We start from the raw sequence: 24,212 nt of genomic DNA on the forward strand, positions 1-24,212 counted from the left end.
CTTGTTACACATTTATCTTACAATTAATCTTCATGTATGTTTAGAATACGAAAACCAAAATCCTCTAGCTTTTTAACAAACTTATCAACATTATTGTTCTTTTCAATTTTCAAAACAATTCTTCGAACCAATTTATCCGTTTCATCAAAAGTTACTAATGAAATAATTTGTTCATGGAATTGATGAGCAATTTCTGCTAGTTTTGCAATCCTGCCCTCTGTCTCTACAGAGGTAAATGCAATACGGATTCCTTTGCGATGTACACCAAATGCAGAACCGAATTGCTCCAAACAATCGGAGCGTGTGACAACCCCTAAGAATTTTCGATTATCATCAACTACCGACAATAAAGGGTAATCCTTCAAATCTAACAATAAATTCTCGAAGATTTCATTTCCTTCCAAAAAGCGGTCTTGATGTGTTGCAATTTGTGAGACGGTTGTTTTTGTTAAATACTCATCTTTTGTTTGCAGGCTTTTAAAATAATTTTCATAAATACTGTATCTTGTAACCGTTCCTACATAAGTTTGTCCATCTAACACGGGCAACCCATCAATTTGTTCTTCCTCTAGCTTATTAAGCGCACTCAGCAGAGAGTCTTGATGAGAAACAACATGACAATGATGCTTTGGTATCATAATACTTTTTACGAACATGTCAATCACCTCAGGAAAGAGTAAATGTCTTCCATATTCTATTCGACAATAGGGGTAAAGAATCCTTTTTCGGCAAGCCCTACTTACTTTCATGATAAAGGTTTATGTCAAAATTTTTCTTCATCATTTCAAATACTTTGTGACGGTTTTTCCACTCATCTTCTTTTTTCCAAAGGTCCTTACTTTTATCAATGATTTCACATCGAAGTGCATGATACTCCTTTTCGGATTTCTCACGCTTTTCTCGAAGTAGATTCATTAGTCCATATAATCCAACAATGATGACTAACATGTAGAGATTACTTGATTGATCAACAAATACTGAAAACATGGCTGCAAAAGAATACGAGTAAGGAGTTAATACTACTTTATAAAGATAGTAAAAATAAATAAAACAGAGAAAAATGGTCGTCCACATCACAAATAAATGACGAAGCTTTAATTTATCAAACTTCTTTTTTTTATCTACCACTTTCTGTAACATTTGCCTAGTAGCCTGATCCGTTCGATCGTCCAATAATAAAATTTCAGATTCCATTATTCTACCCTCCCCTATCAAATAAATATGAACTTGTCCGACGTTTTATGATGATTCAAAAAAAAGAGCTCAGCCATTTATATGGCCCAGCCCAATTACTTACTTAGCGGTATGGTTAATGTTTGTCCTACTGTTATTTCGTTTGATGATAATGAATTTGCTTTCTTAATAATATCAATACCAGACTGTGATTTATAATACTTCATAGCCAGTCTAAATACGGTTTCTCCTGGCTGAACTTTATGGTAAACAACGGATTGATCTACCGGCTCTGCTTTTGTGTTTGAGTTAGTTGTGCTTTCAGGTGTAGTTGTTGTTTCTTGAGCAGTTTCGCTACTATTGGCCTGCTCCGCATTGGCAGATTCTTCAACTGTACCTGCTTCTGCTTCCACATTCTCTTCAGTCACGGCTTCTTCTGTTACCGTTTTTTCTTCCTCCTCTTCCGCTATCTCCTCTTCTGTATCCGTATAATAAACAGCTTCTGCACCCTTACTTTCTTCAACCGTCGTACTAATAGATGATTTTTGTGAGTCATTATACGTATAAATACTAAAAATCACGATTGGTAGTAAGATAAAAAACATACCTAGCAAGCGAATAAGAGGATACTTCACTTTTATTTTTGTCTTTTTTTTCAATTGTTTTTGTTTATGAACTCTACTCCGTGGTGGAAGCTTTTCATTTGAAAGGGTAGTCTTTCCGTCTTGTGTCGAATCTACTTTTAGATCAACATCCTTCATCCTTTTACGAAGTTTTTCTGCTTGATCTCTAATAGGCTCTTCTTTATTCATTTCTTTCACGTTCCTCTCTTATCCTCTCTTTTCTTTTGATAATAAATCCCAATAACGCATCAATGACAAAATGCATCGCAATAGTCACTAGGAGATTTCCTGTCCACTCGTATATAACTCCAATAAAGAAACTGAGCAGAGTGATATTTAAAAAGAGAAACCAATTAAATAGATAGCGATAATGTATTACAGCAAAAATAATGCTAGATACAATTAGTCCAAAATGAGTTTGTATGACCCCTCGAAATAAAATCTCTTCACTAGTCGCAACAATTGCTGCAATAAAGAGAATCTCCCACCCTTTTCTGTTTGAAAATAATTTCTCATTTAACCCTCCATCATCATAATAAGAGGAGGGCAGAAATTTCATAAACGTTGCATCAATACAAACGATAAGTAATCCTGCAGGAACTCCTACCCACCAGATAAAAGGGTCTTTCCAGTCAAAGAGTTCGAGAAAGGACTTCAGACTGTCAAATAAAAAATACCCTATAACTACGGAAAGGACCACGAGTATGACTTGTGTCATGTATAGATGTTTTAACAATTCCTTATCTGATAATTCGTCAATCAATTCTTCATATTTATTTTTCATAACTAGTCACACTCTTCGTAAGCAAGCCCCTCAAATAATCCTTCCACTGAAAAGGCGAATACTCTACTACTTCTGAACACTTGGTTTTGTATCGATCGTAAACAATTCCACACACAGAACAACAATCGTCAATGGTGCCGTGAGTAACTTCTCCAAAATAAGAAAGAACTCCCTTGCGTTTACACTCCTTCGACTGAATCCAATTCAACATGTCCAATATCTTTTTCCTTTTATGCTTTTTTCTATTATCAACATATTCTATAAACCGTTCTTCCGCTATCTTTAAATCCATCGTGTTAGTTAGACTACGGAGAAAATCCTTTGTTAATCTCCAGGAATTATCCGTAAATCCCCCAATCTGTTGAATGGTTTCCTGCATTTCTTCCCACTCATAAAGCAGTTGGTCTCCAAAATGTTGAAACAGCCAACGAATTTGATATTCTGTAGGAAGTTCTCCTTCTGCTAGCTGGTATGGAAGTTGCTCATCATGAGGAGAATACAAAAGAATGGATATACTATTCTCTCCATCCCTTCCCGCTCTGCCGATCTCCTGTAAGTAAGATTCTAGCTGTAAGGGCATATGGAAATGGATCACAAACCGCACATTTTCTTTATTGATTCCCATTCCAAAAGCGCTAGTTGCACATATCACATCAAGCTGCCCTTTAATAAATTGCTGCTGAATAAGTATTCTACTTTCCTGGTCAAGCCCACCGTGGTACGCCATTGCTCTTGGAACTCCACTGTCTCGTAGCATAACGGCTACTTCTTCGGCTAATTTTTTACTAGAAAAATAGATTATCCCTGGACCTTGTAAAAAAGATACCCACTCTAATAGCTTATCAAGCTTTTCCCTAGCATCATGGACATAGTCTACGACCATTTTAATGTTGGGACGATCAACGGAGGACACAAATTCCTCCCACTTATCTAGCTTTAACGTTCGGACAATATCGGACCGAACCTCCTGATCTGCTGTGGCAGTCAAAGCAATCGTTCGAGGACTTCCAAGAATTTCACGAATGTCACCTAACTTTAAATAATCAGGTCTAAAATCATAACCCCACTGCGAAATACAATGTGCCTCATCTACCACAAATAGGCTTATTAGTAACTTATTTAGCTGTGAAACAACAAACTCATTCATTAGCATTTCAGGTGAGATATAAATAAACTTATACGTATGCAAACGACCAAAAACATTGCCTCTCTCCTCACGTTCTAGAAAAGAATTGATCGCTACTACTCGTTTTTCACCTCGTGCCATCATTTGTTCAACTTGGTCCTGCATCAATGAAAGCAATGGGGTAACCACTACCACTACACCTTCCATAATATAAGCTGGTAGTTGATAACAAAGTGACTTACCAGTTCCGGTTGGGAGCATTGCAAGGACATTCTTTCCTTGTAATAACGCTTCAATAATCTCTTTTTGGCCCATTTTGAATTGATCATATCCAAAATGTGTTTTTAATTCATACTCTAGCATCATAATAGGTCACCAAATTTCGCAATCACTAATCGAATTTGAAAATAATCTACATCTATTATTTCTCGTATTTTCCTCAACTGCTTTGATGATGCTTTTTGAATCGCCTCTTTAATTCTTTCCTGAAGTGGCTCTTCAACAAATCGGTCAATATTAAACCCGTTAACGAAAAGGGCAATCTCAACTATATGATCTTGAATCGTACTTTCTTTTAGTCTTCTTATTCGGCCGATTTCTACAATCCCTTTTCCTTTCTTTATTAAATCGAATGTTTTTTTGGCTGAAGATGTTAGTTGCTGAAGCTCATCTGTAACTGCCATTCTAGCTAATAACGGATAGGATGAAGGGTTTTGCTCAATCGAACTCATTAAATAATGAAGCAAGGCTTGAAATTGAAATCGGTAGCTGTTCTCTTCAATACCAAGCATTTCAATCGTTTGCATTTCCGTTAATCCAATCGACTGAAAGCCCGAAAATCTTGCAACTAATACGCTTGGGTCAACCTCCAATTCTGAAGACTCCAACAATACCTGTAATTCACTGAGTAACATATGAGGAAAGTCTTTGCTGTTTCCTTTCGATGTTGAGAACAAATGCTTAATCCAATTTTGAGTATCTTTATTTTTCTGAACAGGTATATAGCTTATTTGTTTATTTACTTGATTAGAGCATACTTGAATAAGTAAAGATAATCTTTCCCAGAATTGTATACAATTGTGATATTTCCCTCCTTGCAAGTTTTTTAAGAATGGGTACATTGAATACAATTCATTGATTAAAACTTGTCCACTTTCGCTAATGACAATCTGCTGATTGCTAGAAAAATACATAAATTCATGTTTTATTAGTTTGCTTATAATGCTCTCATATTGCTCTCTTGTTAAATGATGCGCTGTATGAAAAAAGGAATCTACTTGAAAAAGATGTGAGTCCTGTATGGTTTGAGATGATTTTTTACCATTTAATAAGTGAAACACACTTGAGCTGCTTCGTTCTTTACCTAGTTTTGATAAACAATATAGAACGACCTGTTCAAGAATATTTATCAATTTACCTCACCTTCGATACGTAGCTTTTTTTGTATTTTTATGTCTATTATTGTAGCATGAAATGAGTCGCATTTAATGAATAAAAAATGCCATTAATGGTCAAACACTAATATGATAAGCATTCTCAATACTTTTTCTATTGAAATGTTGACCATTCAGTTTTACAATAAGATATGAGGGATGCATTTCTAATGTATTTTGGGAATGATAAAGAATACTTGTTTAATTTTTTGGGAGGTATTTTACATGGCAAAATATACAATTGTAGACAAAGAAACTTGCATTGCATGTGGTGCTTGCGGAGCTGCTGCACCTGACATTTACGATTACGATGATGAAGGCATTGCATTCGTTACTCTAGACGATAACCAAGGTATCGTTGAAATTCCAGACGTACTATTAGACGATATGATGGATGCGTTCGAAGGTTGCCCAACAGATTCTATTAAAGTGGCTGATGAAGCATTTGATGGAGACGCACTTAAATTCGAATAGTAAATAAGAAAAAGCAACGGCTATGCCGTTGCTTTTCTATTTCTATGCTGCTTTGTTTTGAACTTTTTGTTTGTTCATCCATGTTCCCATTCTTGCAAACAAAAGCATAAAAATAACTGATATTAAAATCCCCTTAACTAAGTTAAAAGGAAGTATAGCCGTAACAATCATTTGCCTTGTTTCTTCTCCTGACATAGCAGGAGTATTTAAAAAGAATGTATAAGCAGGCAAAATAATGTAATAGTTAAGCACACTCATTAGAACTGCCATAGATATTGTACCTACTACTAAGCCAAATGTCATACCTTTTGAAGATTTCATCTTTTGATAAATGTAGTATGTTGGCAAAATAAACAGGATACCCGCAACAAAATTTGCAATATGGCCTACAGGAACTCCAGTTGCACTTCCTGTTAAAAAGTAATCAAGTACATTTTTTAGAAGTTCAATTAATATTCCAGCTACTGGTCCGAGTATTAGAGCACCAATCAAAGCTGGCACATCACTAAAATCCACCATTAAAAACTGTGGAAAAGGTGGAAGTGGAAAATTAAGAAGCATTAATATATACGAGATGCTACTTAACATTCCAATCAATACAAGTGTTCTTACGTTTAAACTTTTCATTTCCCTCTCTCCTTTTTTAGGATCCATCTCACCTAAAGAAGAAAGATTCAGCATCACGTACCTCATTAACAAATAACCCCCAAGCGAGTCGCTTGAGGGAGATTATTTAGAAGTCACGCTTAATAAACGTTCGAAACTTTCATTTTTGAACGTCTGCAGAACCTCCATCTTCTCCCATCCAGACTATACTGTCGGCTTTGGAATCGCACCAAATCCTGCCCAAAAATCAGGCTCGCGGGCTTAGAGTGTTACACTCATTACCGCCGGTCGGGAATTACACCCTGCCCCGAAGATAGACCAATATTATATTTTCCACATAATTATAGCTTAGTTCGTATTTTTTGTGAAGAAGTTTGCATTCTGAATGAATTATTTTTTGTCCTTCTTTTGTATTTGTGTTAAATTATTAAAGTATATGTACATACGATATTGATTAATTTAAAAGGAGATAATCATGGAAAAAGTTCTTATTTTTGGTCATAAAAATCCTGATACTGACACAATTTGTTCAGCTATCGCTTATGCTGAATTAAAAAAAGCTCTTGGTATGGATGTGGAAGCGGTTCGATTAGGGGAAGTAAGTGGTGAAACACAATTTGCTCTTGATACGTTCAAAGCAGAAGCTCCTAGACTAGTTGAAACAGTGGCTAGTGAAGTTAACAGTGTTATCTTAGTTGACCACAACGAAAGACAACAAAGTGTAAGTGATATTGATCAAGTTCGTGTTCTAGAAGTAATTGACCATCACCGTATTGCAAATTTCGAAACGAGTGATCCTCTATATTACCGCTGTGAGCCTGTTGGTTGTACGGCAACTATTCTAAACAAGCTTTACAAAGAAAATAATGTTCAAATTCGCCCAGAGATTGCTGGTCTCATGCTTTCTGCAATTATCTCTGATTCATTATTATTCAAGTCCCCTACATGTACGGCTGAGGATGTTGCAGCTGCAAAAGAATTAGCTGAAATTGCTGGTGTAGATGCAGAAAGCTATGGATTGGACATGCTTAAGGCTGGCGCAGATTTAAGCGACAAATCCATTCAGCAGCTTGTATCCCTTGATGCAAAAGAATTCCAAATGGGAGCTAGTAAAGTAGAAATTGCTCAAGTGAATGCAGTAGATATTAACGATGTATATTCAAGACAAGCTGAACTAGAAGAAACATTATCAAACATCATTTCAGAAAAAGGTCTAGACCTGTTCTTATTTGTTGTAACAGACATCCTAACAAATGATTCAACAGCTCTTGCATTAGGAAATGCACGATCAGCTGTTGAAGAAGCTTACGGTGTAACATTGGAAAATAACAAAGCCGTGTTAAAAGGTGTTGTTTCACGTAAAAAACAAATCGTACCAGTCCTTACAGATCTATTCAATTCAAAAATGTAGTATGATTAGCGCAAACTTTGAAAGTTTGCGCTTTTTGTTAAAAAATATAACAAAATCGTGACTTTAAAGCATTAAAGCGTTTACATTGTGCGATCTGAACGTTTTAGTCCATTGACAGATAAATGTTCGTTTTGTAAAATAATCAGAAAATTGATAATTGGGTAGGTGTTTTGAATGTTTCAAATTTTAGTAGCCGACGCAATAAATGAGGAAGGACTTTCTCCCTTATTAGATTTTAATGAAGGGACTTTAATTCAGAAAAAAATTAATGATCCAGAAGTAGCTTTAGAAAAAATTGATGCGCTTCTAGTTCGAAGTGCTACAACTGTTACAGAAGAACTGCTTGGAAAAATGCCTCAATTAAAGATTATTGCACGTGCTGGTGTTGGTGTCGACAACATCGACGTGAATGCGGCTACGAAACGAGGAATCATTGTCGTCAATGCTCCAGATGGAAATACGATTTCTACAGCTGAGCATACGTTTGCCATGATGGCATCCTTAATGAGAAATATCCCACAAGCCCATCAGTCGGTTAAAAATCTTGAGTGGAAACGAAATGCATTTATCGGAACTGAACTTTATGGAAAGACTCTTGGTATCGTTGGTATGGGTCGTATTGGTTCTGAATTAGCTAAAAGAGCAAAAGTGTTCGGCATGAATGTAAAAGTATACGATCCTTTCTTAACCAAAGAGCGCGCAATAAAGCTAGGTGTTTCTCATGGTAATTTGGAAGAAGTATTGGCAGAGGCAGATATTATTACTGTTCACACTCCATTAACCCCAGAAACTAAAGGACTAATTAACGAAGAAACATTAAGTAAAACGAAAAAAGGTGTATACTTCCTTAACTGTGCACGTGGGGGAATTATCGATGAACAAGCTTTAGCCAAATTCGTTGGCAATGGTCATGTAGCCGGAGCTGCTATCGATGTATTTGAAGTAGAACCACCTGGAGAACATCCGTTATTTAAGTTTGATAATGTAATCGTCACACCGCATTTAGGTGCGTCTACAAAGGAAGCTCAGCTTAATGTTGCTACACAGGTGGCAAAAGAAGTTCGTATGTATTTCGAAGGCAAACCGGTGTTAAACTCTATTAACCTACCAGCAATGTCTAAAGATATTTTTGAAAAGATCAAACCATTCCATCAGTTATCTAAGCAAATCGGAACTATTTTATCACAGTGCATGAAACAGGGAGTAAATGAAATCTCTATTACTTACTCTGGCACAGTAACAGATCTTGAAACATCTTACTTAACAAAAGCTGTCCTTTCTGGATTCTTTAAAAATAGAATAGACGTGAACGTCAATGAAGTAAATGCCTTACTAGCTGCCAAAGAAAGAGGAATTACCGTTGGTGAGAAAATATCAACGAATACTTTTGGTTATGCAAATAGCATCACTGTCACAGCTAAGGCAGAAAACCATCAGTTTACTGTAAGAGGTACCTTTATTGACCATTATGGACCAAGAATTGTGTACTTAAATGACTTTGTTATCGACTTCCTACCTGAAGGAAATATGCTTTATATTCAGCACATGGACCGCCCAGGTGTCGTTGGTAGAGTTGGTAAAATCCTAGGTGATCAAGAGGTAAATATTGCAACCATGCAAGTGGGAAGAAAGCAAGCCGGTGGAGAAGCGATCATGGTTCTATCATTTGATAAGCCATTAGACGATCAACAGATAGCAACTCTAGCAGCGGTTGAAGATATCGTGTCGATTAATCGAATCAATCTATAAAAAAGATCGGAGGTTATTTCCTCCGATCTTTTTCTTATCCTAGTGAATGTATTTTACGCTCTCCTTTTGAGAACGTCATAATTTCTTTATATCCTACCTCTTTTGCAAGCACCAGCGCCTTATCATAATCAGCACCTACATGCTCTGGAAAATGGGCATCAGATGACAATACGATTGGTATCTTTTTATCGTAACACATCTGCAATAATCGTTTGTCAGGATACAATTCACCAATGGGCTTACGTAAACCCGCTGTGCTAATTTCTACACATGTTTTTGAGTTCGCTAGTGCTGTTGTAGCCTTATCATATTGCTCTAGTAAAAACTCTTCTTCCTTCGGTATGTATTTAAAGATTTTTACCAAATCCAAATGACCAACAATATCAAATAAATTTGACTCTGCTAATGTTACGACCTGTTGAAAATAATTTCGATAGACTTCATGCAGATCACGCTTTTCCCATTCATGAATATATTCCTTTAAATCAATTCCAAAGTCATCTACCCAATGAATCGAACCAATTACATAATCGAAATCATAACTTTTAATAAAAGCTTCCATCTCCGCATGTTTTCCAGGAGTGTAGTCCATTTCAATCGACATTTTTACATCAATTTCATGACTCCATGCCTCATGAAATAAATTCACATAGTCTTTCATATCATAGTATCTACGTTCATTTACCCATGGATTTTGAAGAATATCTGCTGTTTGATAGAAATGATAAGCATGCTCAGAAATACCAAATTGCCCGATTCCCTTCGCCTTTGCCTCATCCGTAAATTTCTTTAAATAATCTAACGTTAATGTCCCTGTTTCCAAATGATTATGATAATCTGTTAACATCCAACCAGCCTCTTTTAGAATTTTCTTTCTATTATATACCGATTCAGAGACTGTCGCAATGACAATTCATATTATTCTATTTGCAATATTTGTCTTGGTACTATAATATCATTTTGTAACTGATTCACCTGTTTTAGCTGCTCAACAGACTTACCTGTTTTATGAGCAATGTCTTCAAGTGTATCGCCTTCTTGGACAACATATTTATTTGTATATGATTCGTCGATTGTTAGCGTTTGATTGACAACAATCGTATCGCTAGTAAGATGATTGGCAGACTTAATGGCATTTACATTTATTTTGTATTTTTGAGCTATTGACGAAAGAGTTTCTCCGGTTTGTACGGTATGTGAAATGGTTGATTCAACTTTTTCCGCGGATAATACGACGCTTTCCTGCTCATCATTTTCATTATAAGTTTTTCCATGTCCTTCATATAATCTCGTTTTGGCAACTGTCTCTAGTACGCTAGAGTCTTCCTCCCTTTTTTGTACCGCTACTTCTTGTCCCACTTTTACATCACCTAAAGCTAACACTGGATTAACAGCATTTCTTTTATCAACAGTCCATTCGTTTAGATGAACTTCAAAGTGCAAGTGAACTCCAGACGAGTCACCGGTGCTTCCCATTTCACCAAGCTGTTGACCTGCTGTTACCGTATCTCCAGCATTCACAAATCTTGCTTTTAAATGAGCATAAACCGTTTCAATATTATTTTGATGTTTAACGAATATAACATGTCCATATGAACCCGAATAGTAAGATTTAGTTACAACTCCGCCATCAACGGAGTAGATGGGTGTTCCTAGTGAAGATGCTATGTCGATCCCTTTGTGGCTTCCTCTTCTTGTTCCGTATGTATCGGTGATCATTCCATCAGCCGGCCAAATCCAGTCAGCGGTTTCCTGGCTAATATTCATACTTGCTTGAGAGTGTTTTCCTCCGAGAAATAGCAATGTGACACATAATGCCATTAAACCCGCAATCAAAAAACGTTTTATGTAGTCTCGCATTTTTTTCCTCCTTGTTATTGTACTCTCCTTTCTCACTCTATGACAGCATGTCTAAAAAAAGACCTCTATCTAAAAAGTACAACTAAGGAAGCAGCCTCCTTTTATATATCCTCACTATTAAAGTGAGCGATTAATAAAAACACATTTGTTATTATTTGGACGAAGTGTTTTCTTTTATTCATGAAATATAGAAAAAAGATCAGCAACTTGTGCTGATCTCCTTTGTTTTAGTCGATAGATTTTTTGTTTGCTGCGATTGGTACTTGGATTTCTTCTTGTAATGAAAATCTTCCGACATAATCAATCGGTGCATTACTAAATTTCACTTTTTCATATCCAAAGCTCTTCGCTGTTAAAAGAATGGCTTCAATTGATTGTGAGGTTTCAGGTGTATCCTCTATGTTTATCCCTTTGTTTAACGTAATGTTTACACTTTTATTGGTTTCATCTATAGCAACTGAATTGATTTGATCGACCAATAATGGTGCTCTTAGGTTATGGGTATCTATATTCGTTTTCATTGCTTCAAAGGCTTCTTCAATTGTAGAATAAGATTCTGTATATGGAACAAGGTATGGTTTTGTTGATTCATTATTTGGATAATATAAATAAAATGCGAGATTTGATATCTTTTCTAATGGTTTTTCAGTGATAAAATCGTGACCCGTTGATATTCCTTTTTCTGTTTCATTCGTTGTAAAAACTGCTTTTTCTAAATTAAGGTTGAGTAGTAATTGCTGAATGGCTTGAAAAAATAATATACCAGCAGTTCCATATTGATACGGATGATCAGCCGCAACATTGACATTCAATGTGCTACTATTCACATCTATCGCTAAGTCTGCCTCTAACGGATAAAAATTATTAAGTCCCCACTCTTGTTCGTCAATGCTTGCCATTACCTCTTCTAATTGAGCCAGCTGATCAATTTGGTCTGATGATTCAATCAAGAAGCTAACAGGAATAATGTTTTGACCTTGGCTGTCTGGAATAGCTAACGTAAAAATCTGCATTGTTCCTAAATCCTCAGCATAAACGGCAGTTGTTGGGTCTTCGGTCGCTTGAAACGTATTATCATTCATATCAGTTGAGTTTTCTTCGCTACCAACGTCCATTCTTGCTTCATTTTCGTAAGTAGATTCTTCCTTTTTTAACGAAGTATTTTGTTCAGTTACAGCTTCCTCTTGCAGGTTTTTATCTGCTGAATGGTTGAAGCTAGCTCCATCAAACAAATTAAAGGAGAGAATGGCTACTAAAAATACAGCTGCTGCGGTTGCAAACGATGGAATAATCCACGTTTTCCTCGGTCGTTCTTCTAGTTTTTTTGAAATATTTTCGTATATGTCATGAGGATCACGATGATCTTTAAGCTTTGGCATTTCTCGTAACCATTCTTCTAGTTGTTCATCACTTATCTTTTTCATCGATTCCCCTCCTTTTCTAATAGTTGTTGCATTTCCTTTTTAAGAACCTTTAACGCACGGTGTTGAGTTGTTTTAACTTTACTTTCAGTCCAGTTTAAAGCTTCTGCGGTTTCGGCGATTGAAAGCTCCTGAATATACCTCATAATAATTACGATACGCTGATCAATTGTACAATGATCTAAGCATTGGTAAATATATTGATATTCTTCCCTTTGCATCGCAATTTCTTCCGGAATAGGATGCATATCCTTCACTTGCTGCGTCGACCAATCAAATTTCTCAATGATTCTTTGTTTCCATCCTTTTTGCTTCCTGAACGAATCGATCGCAACATTTCTGGCAATGGAGAAAAGCCATGTCTTCTCACTACTTTTCCCTTCAAAGTTTTTATACGCTTTCAGAACTCTAATATATACTTCTTGAGCAAGATCCTCAGCTTGCTCTCGATTCTTCACCATATAAAACAAAAACTGAAATACGTCTTGATGATATTTATCGTACAACTCGTCAAAAATCGAGTTCACCGGGTTCCCCTCCCCGTTCATCTAATTAGTCGTTCTTTATGTATAGAAAGTTACACTTTAAATATATTATCTATCTAAATAAAAAGGAAGGATTTATTAACTTAAATCCTTCCCATCATACACAAATATTCAATACGTCATGTTTCCCGTGAATCAAGAATTTTCGGCATTCTTTAGCAAATTATCCACTTATTCGAGGAATTTGGAAGCTAAATGTCGTTCCATGGTCTAATTTGCTTTGCACCGTAATATCGCCTTTGTGGGCTTGAATAATATTCCGTGCAATCGCCAATCCTAATCCGGTACCAGATCTCCCTCTTGTTCTTGCTTTATCTGCTTTATAAAAACGCTCGAACACAAACGGGAGATCTTCTTCAGAAATTCCAGAACCAGAATCACTTACTTCCACATGGAAATTTTGATCATCGATCTTTGCGATTAACTTAACCGTTCCGCCTTCTGGTGTATGTCGAATCGCATTATCAATGAGATTGGTAAGAACCTGCTCAATACGGTCTGGATCAAACATAATGGTCGAGTATTTTAAATCCTGCTCGTAAAGTAGCTGAATTCCCTTTTCTTTTGCAAGCCCTTGAAACTTACGTATGATCCTTTGAATATATGAGTCGATTTCAACGAGATCATTGGTTAGTTGAATATGTCCAGCCTCCATACGGGCAAGATCTAACAGTTCGTTCACTAGACGACCCATTCTTAGTGATTCATCGTAAATCACTCGTGCCATCTCTTTCTTTTCCTCTGTTGTCTCTGCAATGTCATCCACAATCGCCTCACTATATCCCTGAAGCATAGAAATAGGCGTGCGCAGCTCGTGTGATACATTCGCAATAAAATCTTTCCTAAGCTTGTCAAGCTGTCTCTCTTCCGTCATATCTCGAACGACAGCCACTGCACCACGTATGAATGTATTGTTATATAGTGGACTAACAATGACCACCCAATGACGACCTTGAACGGAGAATTCCCCTACTTGTTCCTGTTCCATGTCTACTGCCCATTGAAAAAGCTCCATGACATCCTGCGGAACCGCTTCTGCCTGAACAGATTTTCCTTCTAGTGTAAAATACCAATGCTGTAAAAAGCGTTCAGCAGGGGGGTTTGTGATTAATATTGTTCCATCCCTATTAAACGTAATCACTCCATCAGCCATACTACTTAAAATACTGGATAATTGTTCTTTTTCCTGACTTAAGGCATTCATATTAAACTTCAATTGCCTTCCCATCTGATTAAAAGCAGTTGCTAGCTCTCCTATTTCATCCCTTGTAAGAATAGGAACCTTCGTATCAAACTTTCCTCTTGCCGCCTCTACAACAGCCTCCCTCATTTTTCGTAGAGGGGCTGTGATACGAGTTAATAAGAAGAAAGCAAAGATAGTAGTTAAGATAATCGCAATTCCAGCAGCTAAGAGGATAAACTTCGTTGTTGATTCAGTTGTTTCTTGAAGAGCCTGTAATGATTGAAAAATATAAACGGCACCGTTTTCTCCGTCTAGATTTGCAATCGGTACTCCAATAATTAAAATACTTGAGTCTCCTTGTGTTTCAGAAAAAGGAATCTCGACAATTTTTTTTGCTATTTCCTGCTGTTCCAAAACTTTGGATAACTCTGTATCTTTTAGAAAGAAGCTTACCGGCAGCTCTAAGGATTCTGGGATATCTGGTGAATAGAACGATTCATCCTCATTTTTAATCACCATGGCCCCTGTAACATCGTCTAGTAGCTCCCAAGAAATCTGCAAACCAATCTCTAGTTCCTGATCTTCAACAAAATGAGCCATATTCGAAGCGAGATTGGTCAAATTCCCCTCTGTTTCGTTTATATGATAATTCTCAAAAAACTCTAGTAACAATACCGTTAAGATAAAAAGCACAAATGAGACAAGCAGGAGAATAGTGAACCATAGTTTCCCTACAACACTACGCCAAAACATTATTCATTGACTACTTCGAACTTATAGCCAACACCCCATACAGTAACAATCATTCTAGCCGCTTGCTCAGATACTTTGTTTAACTTTTCTCGCAAACGTTTTACATGGGTATCAACAGTTCGTAAGTCTCCAAAAAACTCGTAATGCCAAACCTCTTTAAGTAATTGTTCACGATCAAACACCTTATCTGGAGATTTAGCTAAGAAATATAATAACTCATATTCTTTTGGTGTAAGGCTCACTTCTTTTCCATCTGCTAAAACACGGTGTGCATCATTATCAATGGTTAAATGAGGGAAAACAATCACATCTTTAGCCGTTGTTTCTGTGTGTATATAGCTCGTGCTAGAAGAACGACGTAGAAGTGCTTTTACTCGTAATACGACTTCTCTTGGGCTAAATGGTTTGACAATATAATCGTCTGTCCCCACTTCAAATCCTTGGACACGGTTCACTTCTTCGCCTTTAGCCGTAAGCATAATTACAGGAGTTGCCTTCTTTTCACGAAGTTCACGACAAACCTCAATACCATCCTTACCAGGCATCATTAAGTCAAGAAGGATAACATCATAGTCATTGCTTATCGCCTTGGTCAATGCTTCATTCCCATCTTCTGCTTCATCAATCATATAATTTTCACGCTCTAAGTACATTTTCAATAACCGGCGAATTCTTTCCTCATCATCTACAACTAGAATCTTAACTTCCTTTTCCATTGGACAATCCCCCTAGCTTTTAATTACGTAAGTGTGTTTAGAAAACAGCCCTCACGAAAAGTGAAGGCTATCCGAAAGCTTTCTTTTTAGGATCCTGCGTATGAATGAAGCCCTGCAATCACAAGATTGACAGCAACTAAATTAAACATAATAATAATAAATCCAATAACAGCTAACCACGCAGATTTTTCTCCATGCCATCCTTTAGATAGGCGTAGATGTAAAAATGCTGCATAAAAAAGCCAAGTAATGAGTGCCCAAACCTCTTTAGGGTCCCAACCCCAAAAACGGGTCCAGGCGATCTGTGCCCAGATCATTGCAAAAATAAGTCCCCCTAATGTAAACACTGGAAACCCGATTAACACAGAACGGTAGCTAATTTCATCTACTAAGTCTAGATTAATATTTTTTGTAAATGGTTTCAATGCTGCCCCAATTCTTTTTCTTAAGACTAAGCGCAAAAGACCATATAGTAGGATACCTGTACCAAATGACCAAATGACCGTATTCAACTTTTTCGCATTGATAATGCCTGGTACTGATACAAGTGGTTCCATTTTTCCGTCTGTTAGAAGTTCTCCTTGATTTGGACCAACTAGAGCTGGCAAATGATACTCCACTTTTGCTTCATTGTCATTTTTATCAACCCAATTAAATTCTGCTTTATAATCAGCAAAGGAAAATGCTGATACAACGATGACAAATCCCAATGTAGCGATTAATCCATACATAACTATCTCTAACCAGGTAGTACTTTTACTATTTTTTGTTTGATCAATTACTTTTACTAAATAAATTAATGCGGCTCCAAAGCTAACGGCTAAAATAGCTTCACCTAATGCCACAGTTGTTACATGTATATGAAGCCAATCACTTTGTAAAGCTGGAATTAGTGGAGAAATGTCTGTTGGGAACATACTTGCGAAAGCAATCACCAATAAGGCAATCGGCATTGTAAACAATCCTAATAAAGGTGTCTTATAGATAAAATAAATAATGATAAAAGCACCAACTAAACACATTCCAAAAAAAGTTGTAAATTCAAATAGATTACTTACTGGAGCATGTCCAGCTATGGACCATCGTGTAAAAAAGAAACCAAGCTGTGCTGCAAATCCTAGAATAGAAATGGCAATCCCAATGATTGACCATTTGCTACTATTTTGTTGATGATCTAGGTTTTTCTTTTGCTTAATTGCTCCTCCAAAAAACGGAATAGAAAGTAAGTAAAGTATAAACGCAATATATAATAGATTTTCACTAAGAGTGATCAATCTTTTTCCCCCTCATCCACCTGGTTTACCTTCAATTGGTCCATCGGTTCTTTTATTTCTGTCCCCGCAAGAACCAGCTGTATTTCTTTTTTCAGTCCAAACCAGTTTTTGTTCGTATGTGCTGCTACCCAAACCTCGTCTCCTTTACGCTGAATCCATATGCGACGATGGTTCCAATATGCACCTTGAACCACACCAATCATGAAGATCAATCCACCAAATCCAATGATCCAAAGAGTTAAGTCTTTACGAACGGTGAGTCCAGTCACATCCTTTGTTTCAATTCCATTGAAGGCCATCTTGTATTCATTATCCCCTAAAGGTTCAATCGTTTGCTGGATTGCAACGAAACTAACTTCTCCTTCAGGTTTCTCTGGTGAATACATCTTAAATACGAAAGCTGGATTATTTGGCACTCTAGACTTTGTTGTTGGATTCCCATCTTCACCAAATTCAAAGTCTGGAAAGTAACTCATTAGTTCCACTGAGTAGTCGTTATCAAGTTCATACAATTTCTCAGGATCGTTCAAATTAATAGTAATATCACCAAAGGTTTCCCCTGTGCTCTTATTTGTCAGTAAAAATGACATTTTAAACAATTCATCGAGCTTATAGTTGACTTGATATAGAGCAAATTTCTCAAACTTTAGCGGTTGATTTACTCGAATACTACTAGATTCTACTTCCTCTAGCTCAGGTTCGTCACCAGCTACCGTATTCCCCTTTGTCTTATAAAGTATGACATCAGATTGATAGTTTTTTGCAACCATTCCTGCATTATCTAGTGCATCACCAAATGCTTCATTATCGGTTTCCTTGTCATACACCTCTAACTTGAAATCTACATTTTTCAAGTAATATTGCCCATCTGTCTCGGGAATCACTTTTGTTTCCCCTTCTCGTACCCAAAGAATTTCATCTATGTACATTCCTGGGACAAATCTGAGCATACTACCTATGAGAAAGATGATTAAGCCAACGTGATTGACATAAGGACCCCATCTAGAGAAACGACCTTTTTCAGCTAAAACATTTCCATTATCTTCACGGATGTTATAGCGTTTCTTTTTTAATTGTTCTTTCACTAATTCATAGGATTGGTCACTTACAGCAACGGTTGTCGTTCCAAAGATTCTTTGTCTTTGCAAAAAGCTCTCATGTCGAATGACCCTTTGTTTCTTTAATGCTCTATACAAGGGCACCACGCGGTCAAGACTACAAATAACGAGTGAAACACCAATGGCTGCAATTAATAATAGATACCACCATGAACTATATAAATTATGAAAGCCAAGATCATAATACAATCTACCAAACCAACCGTATTGATCCTCATAATAATCAGCGACTGGCATTATGTTTGGAATATACATCTCTTGAGGTAAAATGGTCCCTAACGAAGATGCAATAAGTGTCACGATAATAAGCCATACCCCTACTTTTACCGATGAGAAAAAGTTCCAAACCTTATCAATCATTGACTTATTATAAGTTTGTGACCTTCTTGCACTTCCTTCATACCGCATGTCTATTACTGGTTCTGCCGTAATTTGAGTTCCATCCTCTATGATTTTCCCACATGCCTCACAGAGGATTGTGCCATGTGGATTGACATGACCACAATCGCATTTAACTTGATTCATTGCAAAATCTCCTCATACCCTATGGTTTTATCTTCTCCATCATCTCTGTCACATCAGCCTCAGCAACGATCTGTCCCGTATGTATTTCTACCACATTTCCTTGTTTATCAATTAAAAACGTGATTGGAAGGGGATCTACTCCATAAGCTGTCATCACTTGACTGTCTTTGTCAGTAACAATTGGAAATTGCAAATCATATCGTTTAGAAAAATCAGAAACAGCAACATTAGATTCCCCAACGTTAACTGCAATAACATGTACCCCTTGATCTTTATATGCTTGGTATTGGTTATTTAAAAACGGCATTTCTTTCTCACAAGGCTTACACCATGTTGCCCAAAAGTTTAACAGAACACCTTCTCCTTCATAATCGGAAAGCTGATGTTTTTCCCCTTTGAGATCGGTAAGAACAAAGTCAGGTGCTTTTTTCCCTACTTCGACCTTTTGTACCTCATCCTTAGTAAAATTGGCGTATAGTGTATAGGCAACCGCAGCGCCAAGAAGCAGTAAAATGACCGTTCTGATTAGCAGCCTCTGCTTTTTCATATGGTTCCTCCCCCATTCACAGTCAAAATTGCACAATTTGCTTTATTATATCATTTTTCAACATACTCATATTGTTATCGCTATCAAAAGACTGTGACACTTCTATGAACTTTTTCTATTTTTTTAGTGCAAGTGCACGTAATTGTTTTACTTCATGAGGAGAAAGCTCTCGAGCATCGCCCACTTTTAATCCTTGAAGGGTCAGAAAACCATAACGCTCTCTTTTTAATTTTAGAACAGGATTCCCAACAGCTTCAAACATTCTTCTAACCTGTCTGTTTCTTCCTTCATGGATGGTAATCTCAACAATCGCTGTTTGTTTTTTCTTGTCGACAGTATGCATTTTCACTTTTGCAGGAGCGGTTTTTCCATCCTCTAGACGTACCCCTCTTTCAAGAGCCTTCAACGCTTCCTTTGTAGGAATCCCCTTTACCTTTGCCACATACACTTTATCAATTTGGTTACTTGGATGCATAAGTGTATTAGCAAATTCGCCATCATTCGTTAAAATTAATAGACCAGATGTATCATAATCCAACCTTCCAACTGGATAAATTCTTTGTTCAATCATCGGGAAGAAATCTGTTACTACTTTTCTCCCTTTATCATCGTTAACACTTGAGATAACTCCCCTAGGTTTATAAAGCATAAAGTAGATCGGTTCTTCCCTTTCTAGAGGAATTCCATCTACTTCTACTTTATCTGAGGAAGAAACCTTTATTCCTAGCTCCTTTACAACCTTCCCATTCACTCGAACATGTCCTTCTTCAATTAATTGTTCTGCTTTTCTTCTTGACGCAATCCCTGCGTGTGCAATTACTTTTTGTAATCTTTCCATCTATGTCACCTCATAATGTGTGTTTCCTGTAGTGTTTACTCCTCTAGCATTATGACATATATTTTCATGATTTCAAAGTAACCTGTACGAAATAACCATTGTAAAAAAAGATACTCCCCACATAATGTGAAGAGTATCCTCTATTAATTAATACCCAAATACGATTGTAACTACCACAATAGCCGCGATAATTCCTACTAAATCAGCGAGAAGCCCAACTTTTAGGGCATCCCCCATTTTTTTGATTCCAACAGCACCAAAGTAAACGGTTAACACATAGAAGGTAGTATCCGTACTTCCTTGTAAAGTGGCGGCTAGTCTTCCAATATACGAGTCTGGTCCATGCTGTGCCATTAAATCACTCGTCATCCCCAGTGCGGCTGTTCCAGAGATTGGCCGAATAATGGCTAGCGGCGCTATCTCAGGAGGTACACCGATTGCTTCAAGGACCGGTTTTAGAAATCCCATAAAATACTCCAACGCACCTGATGCACGAAAAACGGAAATAGCTACAAGCATTCCAACTAAAAAGGGAATGATTGAGACGGCTATCTTTATTCCTTCTTTCCCACCTTCAACAAAGCTTTCATATGTAGGAACTTGTTTATACGTTCCATATAAAAGAATAACAGCAATCAATACGGGAATAAACCATAATGAAATAGCTGTAACAATACCCATTTTCTACATCATCCTTTACGGCTTCTTCGGTAGTAATAAAAACGATCAATGAGGATTGCACCTATGGAGGAACAGATAGTAGCAATCAGAGTTGGACCGACTATATCCGTAGGAGAGGCTGAATTATAATTCATCCGAATAGCGATTACCGTCGTTGGAATGAGCGTGATACTTGAAGTATTAATGGCCAGAAATGTAATCATGGAGCGACTTGCTTCATTTTTACCTCCATTTATTTTTTTCATTTCTTCCATTGCTTTAATACCAAGAGGAGTAGCTGCATTTCCTAGTCCAAACATATTTGCCATCATATTCGAAAGGATATATCCCATCGCTGGATGATTATGAGGTATTTCTGGAAACAATCTTGTAACTATTGGCTTAAATAAATTAGATAATTTATTTAGTAGTCCTGCATCTTCCGCTATCCTCATCATTCCAAGCCAGAACACAAGAATACTAATCAGACCAATACATAGTGTAACTGCTTCCTTGGCTCCATTAAATATAGCTTCATTTACCTCAGACATCGTTCCATTAACCATTGCAAATACTATTCCAATTACGGTTAAGCAAACCCATATAATATTAACCATTAGCTTTCACGCCTATCATCGTAGTAAATACTTTCTTAAAAGATTCAAAAAAGCTCGTTTCTTCTTTTTCATTGTTATAATAAATGGGCATCGTTTTGATTGGCTTATCATCAAAGGTAATGATTACTTCCCCTATTACTTCAGGAATATTTCTTTCTCCCTTAAGTTGTTTTAATTTGTACTCAAGCTCAAATTCATCTTTTTCTGTTTCTAATACAGGGTACTGAAAGTCGTGTTTCACTACAGCCTTATTCTTATACTTGTCTGATTGAATTCCTGAGATGAACCCCTTTTCAACAACTTGTACCATTTCATACGTCTTAAAAGCTGTTTCGAACATATTAATATGATCATTCCAATCGTCTGGCCCGTTCAATGTAACAGCGATTAAATCCATTCCATCTTTCGTAGCAGTGGACACTAATGTTCTTTTTGCTAGCTTTGTAAAGCCCGTTTTCCCACCTGTACTATAGTCATATAACTCTGTTAGCAAACGATTCTTGTTACGCCATACCCGGTCCCAGCTTTCTGTTGGATTAGGGGCTCTGTGTACTTCCGTTCCTGCAATCAATTTATAAGTATCATTCATCATTGCATATCTTGTTAAAATAGCCATGTCATATGCTGTGGAATAATGATCATTCGAATCATCTAAGCCATGTGGATTGGCAAAATGAGAATGTAACATTCCGATCTCATCTGCTTTTTGATTCATTAAGAACGCAAACCCTTCCACACTGCCTCCGATATACTCAGCAATCGCAACCGCAGCGTCATTGCCAGAGCGAAGCATTAAACCGTAAACTAAATCTTCTAGCTTGATTTCTTCGTTCTCCTTCAGATATAAGGAAGATCCTTCTGCTCTAGTCGCATTTTTACTGACTTTTACCATCTCATTTAGTTTTCCTGACTCGATGGCAAGGACAGCTGTCATAATCTTTGTGATACTGGCGATTCGCCTTTTTTCATGGGCACCCTTTTCAAATAATACTCTCCCTGAGCTTTGTTCAATCAGAACAGCATATTGTGAGCTAACATTGATATTTGTGTTAGCACTCACTGGAATATGAAAAAGAATCAAAAAGGTGATTATCATTAACACAAATACCTTTTTACTTCTAGCCATTCTTCAACCCTCGTCTCCTAGTTATGTTTGTACAAGTTTATGCGTGATAAAAATGAATATGCTAAAAAGAGTCCACCAGCATAAAAGCGGTGGACTCTTCCATTTATAATAGTTTCCATTTAATTTGTGATGCTTGTGAAAGTCTCTCCTCCACTTTTCTCCAATTCACTACGTTCCACCAATTGGAGACGTAATCTGCTCGATTATTGTTATATTGCAAATAATATGCGTGCTCCCATACATCTAACGGCAGGAGTGGAATGGTATCCCATTGCGTCAAATTCATATGTTTTTCTGATTGAAGGATTTCAAGATGGCGTGCTCTTGGTGACCAAACTAAAATGGCCCATCCACTTCCTTCTACTGCTTTTGCTGCTTCTGTAAAATGCTTTTTAAAAGCATTAAAATTACCAAAATATTTGTTGATTTCCTCAAGTAGCTTCCCTGTCGGCTGCCCCCCTCCATTCGGCTTCATCGTTTCCCAAAAGAGACTGTGTAAGTAATGTCCTGATCCATGGAAGGCTAGCTCTCTTGACCAATGCTTTACTAACGAATAATCACTCTTTTCTCGAGCCTCCTTAAGCTTGATCTCCGCTTTATTCAACCCATCAACATAGGATTGATGATGCTTACTATGATGTAATTCCATTATCTTTTCAGAAATATAGGGTTCCAATGCATCATAACTGTAAGGTAGTTTTGGCAAAACATGCTCTCCTGCTTTTAAAGAAGGTTCCTGTAAATAAATAGATCCTATCTGTTGCCTCTTTGAAAAATATGCTTCCATTTCATCATGTAATTCTTCAACCTTTTCTTGAACTGTCGTAAATTCTTCCTGAGTTAAATCTCCGCTCCTCGTAACATGATCCATAATTTCACTAAAATGATCAAGCTTACTCCATAATCCATCTTCTTCTGGAACATGCTCTTGCTCTAGAAATCGTTTAAGCTCTTCGTTGTAGCTGATAACGTCCTTAACATACTGTTCAAATCGATTCATTATCATCACCTCAGAACAATTGGGTTTACCTTAAAGCATATGAGGGAATGGCCCGGTTGACACCATTAAGAATAAAAGGACAAAAAAATAACGACCTATTGGTCGTTATTTCGATTGTGTCATTTTTGTTCGATAATCTGTTTCGTAGTACTCTAGCTCTTCACGGATCTTCTGGAATTCCCCTTCAAACCCTTTTAGTAGCTGAAGAACACTGTCAGGAACGTCTTCTTGAAATTTGATTGAGTTTTTACCTGTATAAGCGGATCGGCTATCTTCGTACCATACATCATTTTTTGGTGAGAAAAATTCTTCAATACATTTATGATAAATACTATAAAGTGTCTTTTCAGCTGCTCCTTTTGGAAAAGACTCTGACTGTAAAATCACCGCACAAGCATCTAATCCCTCTTCACAATATACAAGTAGCTTTCTTAAATTACCTAAGATTCGTTTATAGTATTCTTTGTCGCCTTGTTTTTCTGACAATAGACCATCAATCGTTGTACTGTTTAAGAAAGACTCTAAACCAGTTACTGTATTTGTTAAAAAAGACTTTACGTCCATTACTTGAACTTTCACCATTGAATTACCCACTGTCTACACCCCTGCCCTTTGTAATAACTCTGAATGTTTGGTTTATTGGATAACTA

The 24,212-nt window shown here is 36.9% G+C and carries 25 protein-coding genes and 1 riboswitch; of the genes, 3 read left to right on the top strand and 22 right to left on the bottom strand.

All coding sequences use genetic code 11. From position 1 onward, the window contains the following. Positions 1-23 precede the first annotated feature (23 nt). The 6 genes from ACGLXV_RS05990 to ACGLXV_RS06015 form a co-directional block, all read right to left on the bottom strand. Positions 24-656, bottom strand: a complete 633-nt coding sequence (locus ACGLXV_RS05990; RefSeq protein ID WP_119708974.1) for a CBS domain-containing protein — start codon at positions 654-656, stop codon at positions 24-26. Positions 657-735: 79 nt separating this feature from the next. Then, a complete protein-coding gene (locus ACGLXV_RS05995) occupies positions 736-1,194 on the bottom strand; it encodes a YpbF family protein (RefSeq protein WP_391557922.1) in 459 nt (152 codons plus the stop codon). 95 nt (positions 1,195-1,289) lie between these two features. Further along, entirely contained in the window at positions 1,290-1,985 is a 696-nt protein-coding gene (locus ACGLXV_RS06000) for a LysM peptidoglycan-binding domain-containing protein (RefSeq protein WP_391557937.1), read from the bottom strand. Next, positions 1,978-2,580, bottom strand: coding sequence for a CPBP family intramembrane glutamic endopeptidase (locus ACGLXV_RS06005; protein ID WP_391557923.1), 603 nt, complete (start codon positions 2,578-2,580; stop codon positions 1,978-1,980). Before ACGLXV_RS06005 ends, ACGLXV_RS06000 begins: the two co-directional genes overlap by 8 nt. Next, a complete protein-coding gene (locus ACGLXV_RS06010; protein WP_391557924.1) occupies positions 2,570-4,072 on the bottom strand; it encodes a RecQ family ATP-dependent DNA helicase in 1,503 nt (500 codons plus the stop codon). Before ACGLXV_RS06010 ends, ACGLXV_RS06005 begins: the two co-directional genes overlap by 11 nt. Further along, positions 4,069-5,118, bottom strand: coding sequence for a YpbB family protein (locus ACGLXV_RS06015; protein WP_391557925.1), 1,050 nt, complete (start codon positions 5,116-5,118; stop codon positions 4,069-4,071). The genes ACGLXV_RS06010 and ACGLXV_RS06015 overlap by 4 nt, the downstream gene beginning before the upstream one ends. A 246-nt stretch (positions 5,119-5,364) precedes the next feature. On the opposite strand from ACGLXV_RS06015, the gene ACGLXV_RS06020 reads away from it, so the two are divergent. Further along, positions 5,365-5,613, top strand: a complete 249-nt coding sequence (locus tag ACGLXV_RS06020) for a ferredoxin (RefSeq protein WP_066047499.1) — start codon at positions 5,365-5,367, stop codon at positions 5,611-5,613. Between the two features lie 42 nt (positions 5,614-5,655). Here ACGLXV_RS06020 and ACGLXV_RS06025 read toward each other — a convergent pair whose 3' ends face one another. Beyond that, on the bottom strand, positions 5,656-6,240 hold the full coding sequence (locus ACGLXV_RS06025) for an ECF transporter S component (RefSeq protein ID WP_391557926.1): 585 nt from the start codon (positions 6,238-6,240) through the stop codon (positions 5,656-5,658). 162 nt (positions 6,241-6,402) lie between these two features. Then, positions 6,403-6,538: riboswitch (FMN riboswitch) on the bottom strand. Positions 6,539-6,694: 156 nt separating this feature from the next. Here ACGLXV_RS06025 and ACGLXV_RS06030 point away from each other — a divergent pair. Continuing rightward, positions 6,695-7,630: a manganese-dependent inorganic pyrophosphatase gene (locus tag ACGLXV_RS06030; RefSeq protein WP_391557927.1), complete on the top strand. Its 936-nt coding sequence runs from the start codon at positions 6,695-6,697 to the stop codon at positions 7,628-7,630. 174 nt (positions 7,631-7,804) lie between these two features. Continuing rightward, positions 7,805-9,379: a phosphoglycerate dehydrogenase gene (gene serA, locus ACGLXV_RS06035; RefSeq protein WP_391557928.1), complete on the top strand. Its 1,575-nt coding sequence runs from the start codon at positions 7,805-7,807 to the stop codon at positions 9,377-9,379. Positions 9,380-9,413: 34 nt separating this feature from the next. On the opposite strand, the gene ACGLXV_RS06040 is transcribed toward serA, so the two are convergent. The 15 genes from ACGLXV_RS06040 to ACGLXV_RS06110 form a co-directional block, all read right to left on the bottom strand. After that, positions 9,414-10,226, bottom strand: coding sequence for a histidinol-phosphatase (locus tag ACGLXV_RS06040; protein WP_391557929.1), 813 nt, complete (start codon positions 10,224-10,226; stop codon positions 9,414-9,416). A 71-nt stretch (positions 10,227-10,297) separates the two neighbouring features. Beyond that, a complete protein-coding gene (locus ACGLXV_RS06045) occupies positions 10,298-11,239 on the bottom strand; it encodes a peptidoglycan DD-metalloendopeptidase family protein (protein ID WP_391557930.1) in 942 nt (313 codons plus the stop codon). Between the two features lie 227 nt (positions 11,240-11,466). Continuing rightward, entirely contained in the window at positions 11,467-12,663 is a 1,197-nt protein-coding gene (locus tag ACGLXV_RS06050) for a hypothetical protein (protein WP_391557931.1), read from the bottom strand. Then, complete coding sequence (sigX, locus tag ACGLXV_RS06055) at positions 12,660-13,187, bottom strand: RNA polymerase sigma factor SigX (protein WP_391557932.1); 528 nt, start codon at positions 13,185-13,187, stop codon at positions 12,660-12,662. Before sigX ends, ACGLXV_RS06050 begins: the two co-directional genes overlap by 4 nt. Positions 13,188-13,368: 181 nt before the next feature. Continuing rightward, on the bottom strand, positions 13,369-15,144 hold the full coding sequence (locus ACGLXV_RS06060) for an ATP-binding protein (protein ID WP_391557938.1): 1,776 nt from the start codon (positions 15,142-15,144) through the stop codon (positions 13,369-13,371). Further along, complete coding sequence (locus tag ACGLXV_RS06065; RefSeq protein WP_119708985.1) at positions 15,141-15,857, bottom strand: response regulator transcription factor; 717 nt, start codon at positions 15,855-15,857, stop codon at positions 15,141-15,143. The genes ACGLXV_RS06060 and ACGLXV_RS06065 overlap by 4 nt, the downstream gene beginning before the upstream one ends. 86 nt (positions 15,858-15,943) lie before the next feature. After that, entirely contained in the window at positions 15,944-17,131 is a 1,188-nt protein-coding gene (ccsB, locus tag ACGLXV_RS06070; RefSeq protein ID WP_391557933.1) for a c-type cytochrome biogenesis protein CcsB, read from the bottom strand. Continuing rightward, positions 17,128-18,774, bottom strand: a complete 1,647-nt coding sequence (gene resB, locus ACGLXV_RS06075; protein ID WP_391557934.1) for a cytochrome c biogenesis protein ResB — start codon at positions 18,772-18,774, stop codon at positions 17,128-17,130. Before resB ends, ccsB begins: the two co-directional genes overlap by 4 nt. Before the next feature lie 19 nt (positions 18,775-18,793). Beyond that, the gene (resA, locus tag ACGLXV_RS06080) at positions 18,794-19,321 is read right to left on the bottom strand and encodes a thiol-disulfide oxidoreductase ResA (protein WP_119708988.1); all 528 of its coding nucleotides are present in this window, start codon (positions 19,319-19,321) and stop codon (positions 18,794-18,796) included. A 115-nt stretch (positions 19,322-19,436) separates the two neighbouring features. After that, positions 19,437-20,159, bottom strand: a complete 723-nt coding sequence (gene rluB / locus ACGLXV_RS06085) for a 23S rRNA pseudouridine(2605) synthase RluB (RefSeq protein ID WP_119708989.1) — start codon at positions 20,157-20,159, stop codon at positions 19,437-19,439. 147 nt (positions 20,160-20,306) lie between these two features. Next, positions 20,307-20,840, bottom strand: a complete 534-nt coding sequence (locus ACGLXV_RS06090; RefSeq protein WP_119708990.1) for a spore maturation protein — start codon at positions 20,838-20,840, stop codon at positions 20,307-20,309. Positions 20,841-20,848: 8 nt separating this feature from the next. Further along, the gene (locus ACGLXV_RS06095) at positions 20,849-21,436 is read right to left on the bottom strand and encodes a nucleoside recognition domain-containing protein (RefSeq protein WP_119708991.1); all 588 of its coding nucleotides are present in this window, start codon (positions 21,434-21,436) and stop codon (positions 20,849-20,851) included. Further along, positions 21,429-22,562: a D-alanyl-D-alanine carboxypeptidase family protein gene (locus ACGLXV_RS06100; RefSeq protein ID WP_119708992.1), complete on the bottom strand. Its 1,134-nt coding sequence runs from the start codon at positions 22,560-22,562 to the stop codon at positions 21,429-21,431. Before ACGLXV_RS06100 ends, ACGLXV_RS06095 begins: the two co-directional genes overlap by 8 nt. 103 nt (positions 22,563-22,665) lie before the next feature. Beyond that, positions 22,666-23,562 carry a superoxide dismutase gene (locus tag ACGLXV_RS06105; protein ID WP_391557935.1) on the bottom strand — a complete coding sequence of 299 codons (897 nt, stop codon included), beginning with the start codon at positions 23,560-23,562 and terminating at the stop codon, positions 22,666-22,668. A 105-nt stretch (positions 23,563-23,667) separates the two neighbouring features. Beyond that, entirely contained in the window at positions 23,668-24,156 is a 489-nt protein-coding gene (locus tag ACGLXV_RS06110; RefSeq protein WP_391557936.1) for a YpuI family protein, read from the bottom strand. Positions 24,157-24,212 lie beyond the last annotated feature (56 nt).

It is taken from the genome of Robertmurraya sp., from assembly GCF_036676585.1.
Classification (GTDB): domain Bacteria; phylum Bacillota; class Bacilli; order Bacillales; family Cytobacillaceae; genus Robertmurraya_A.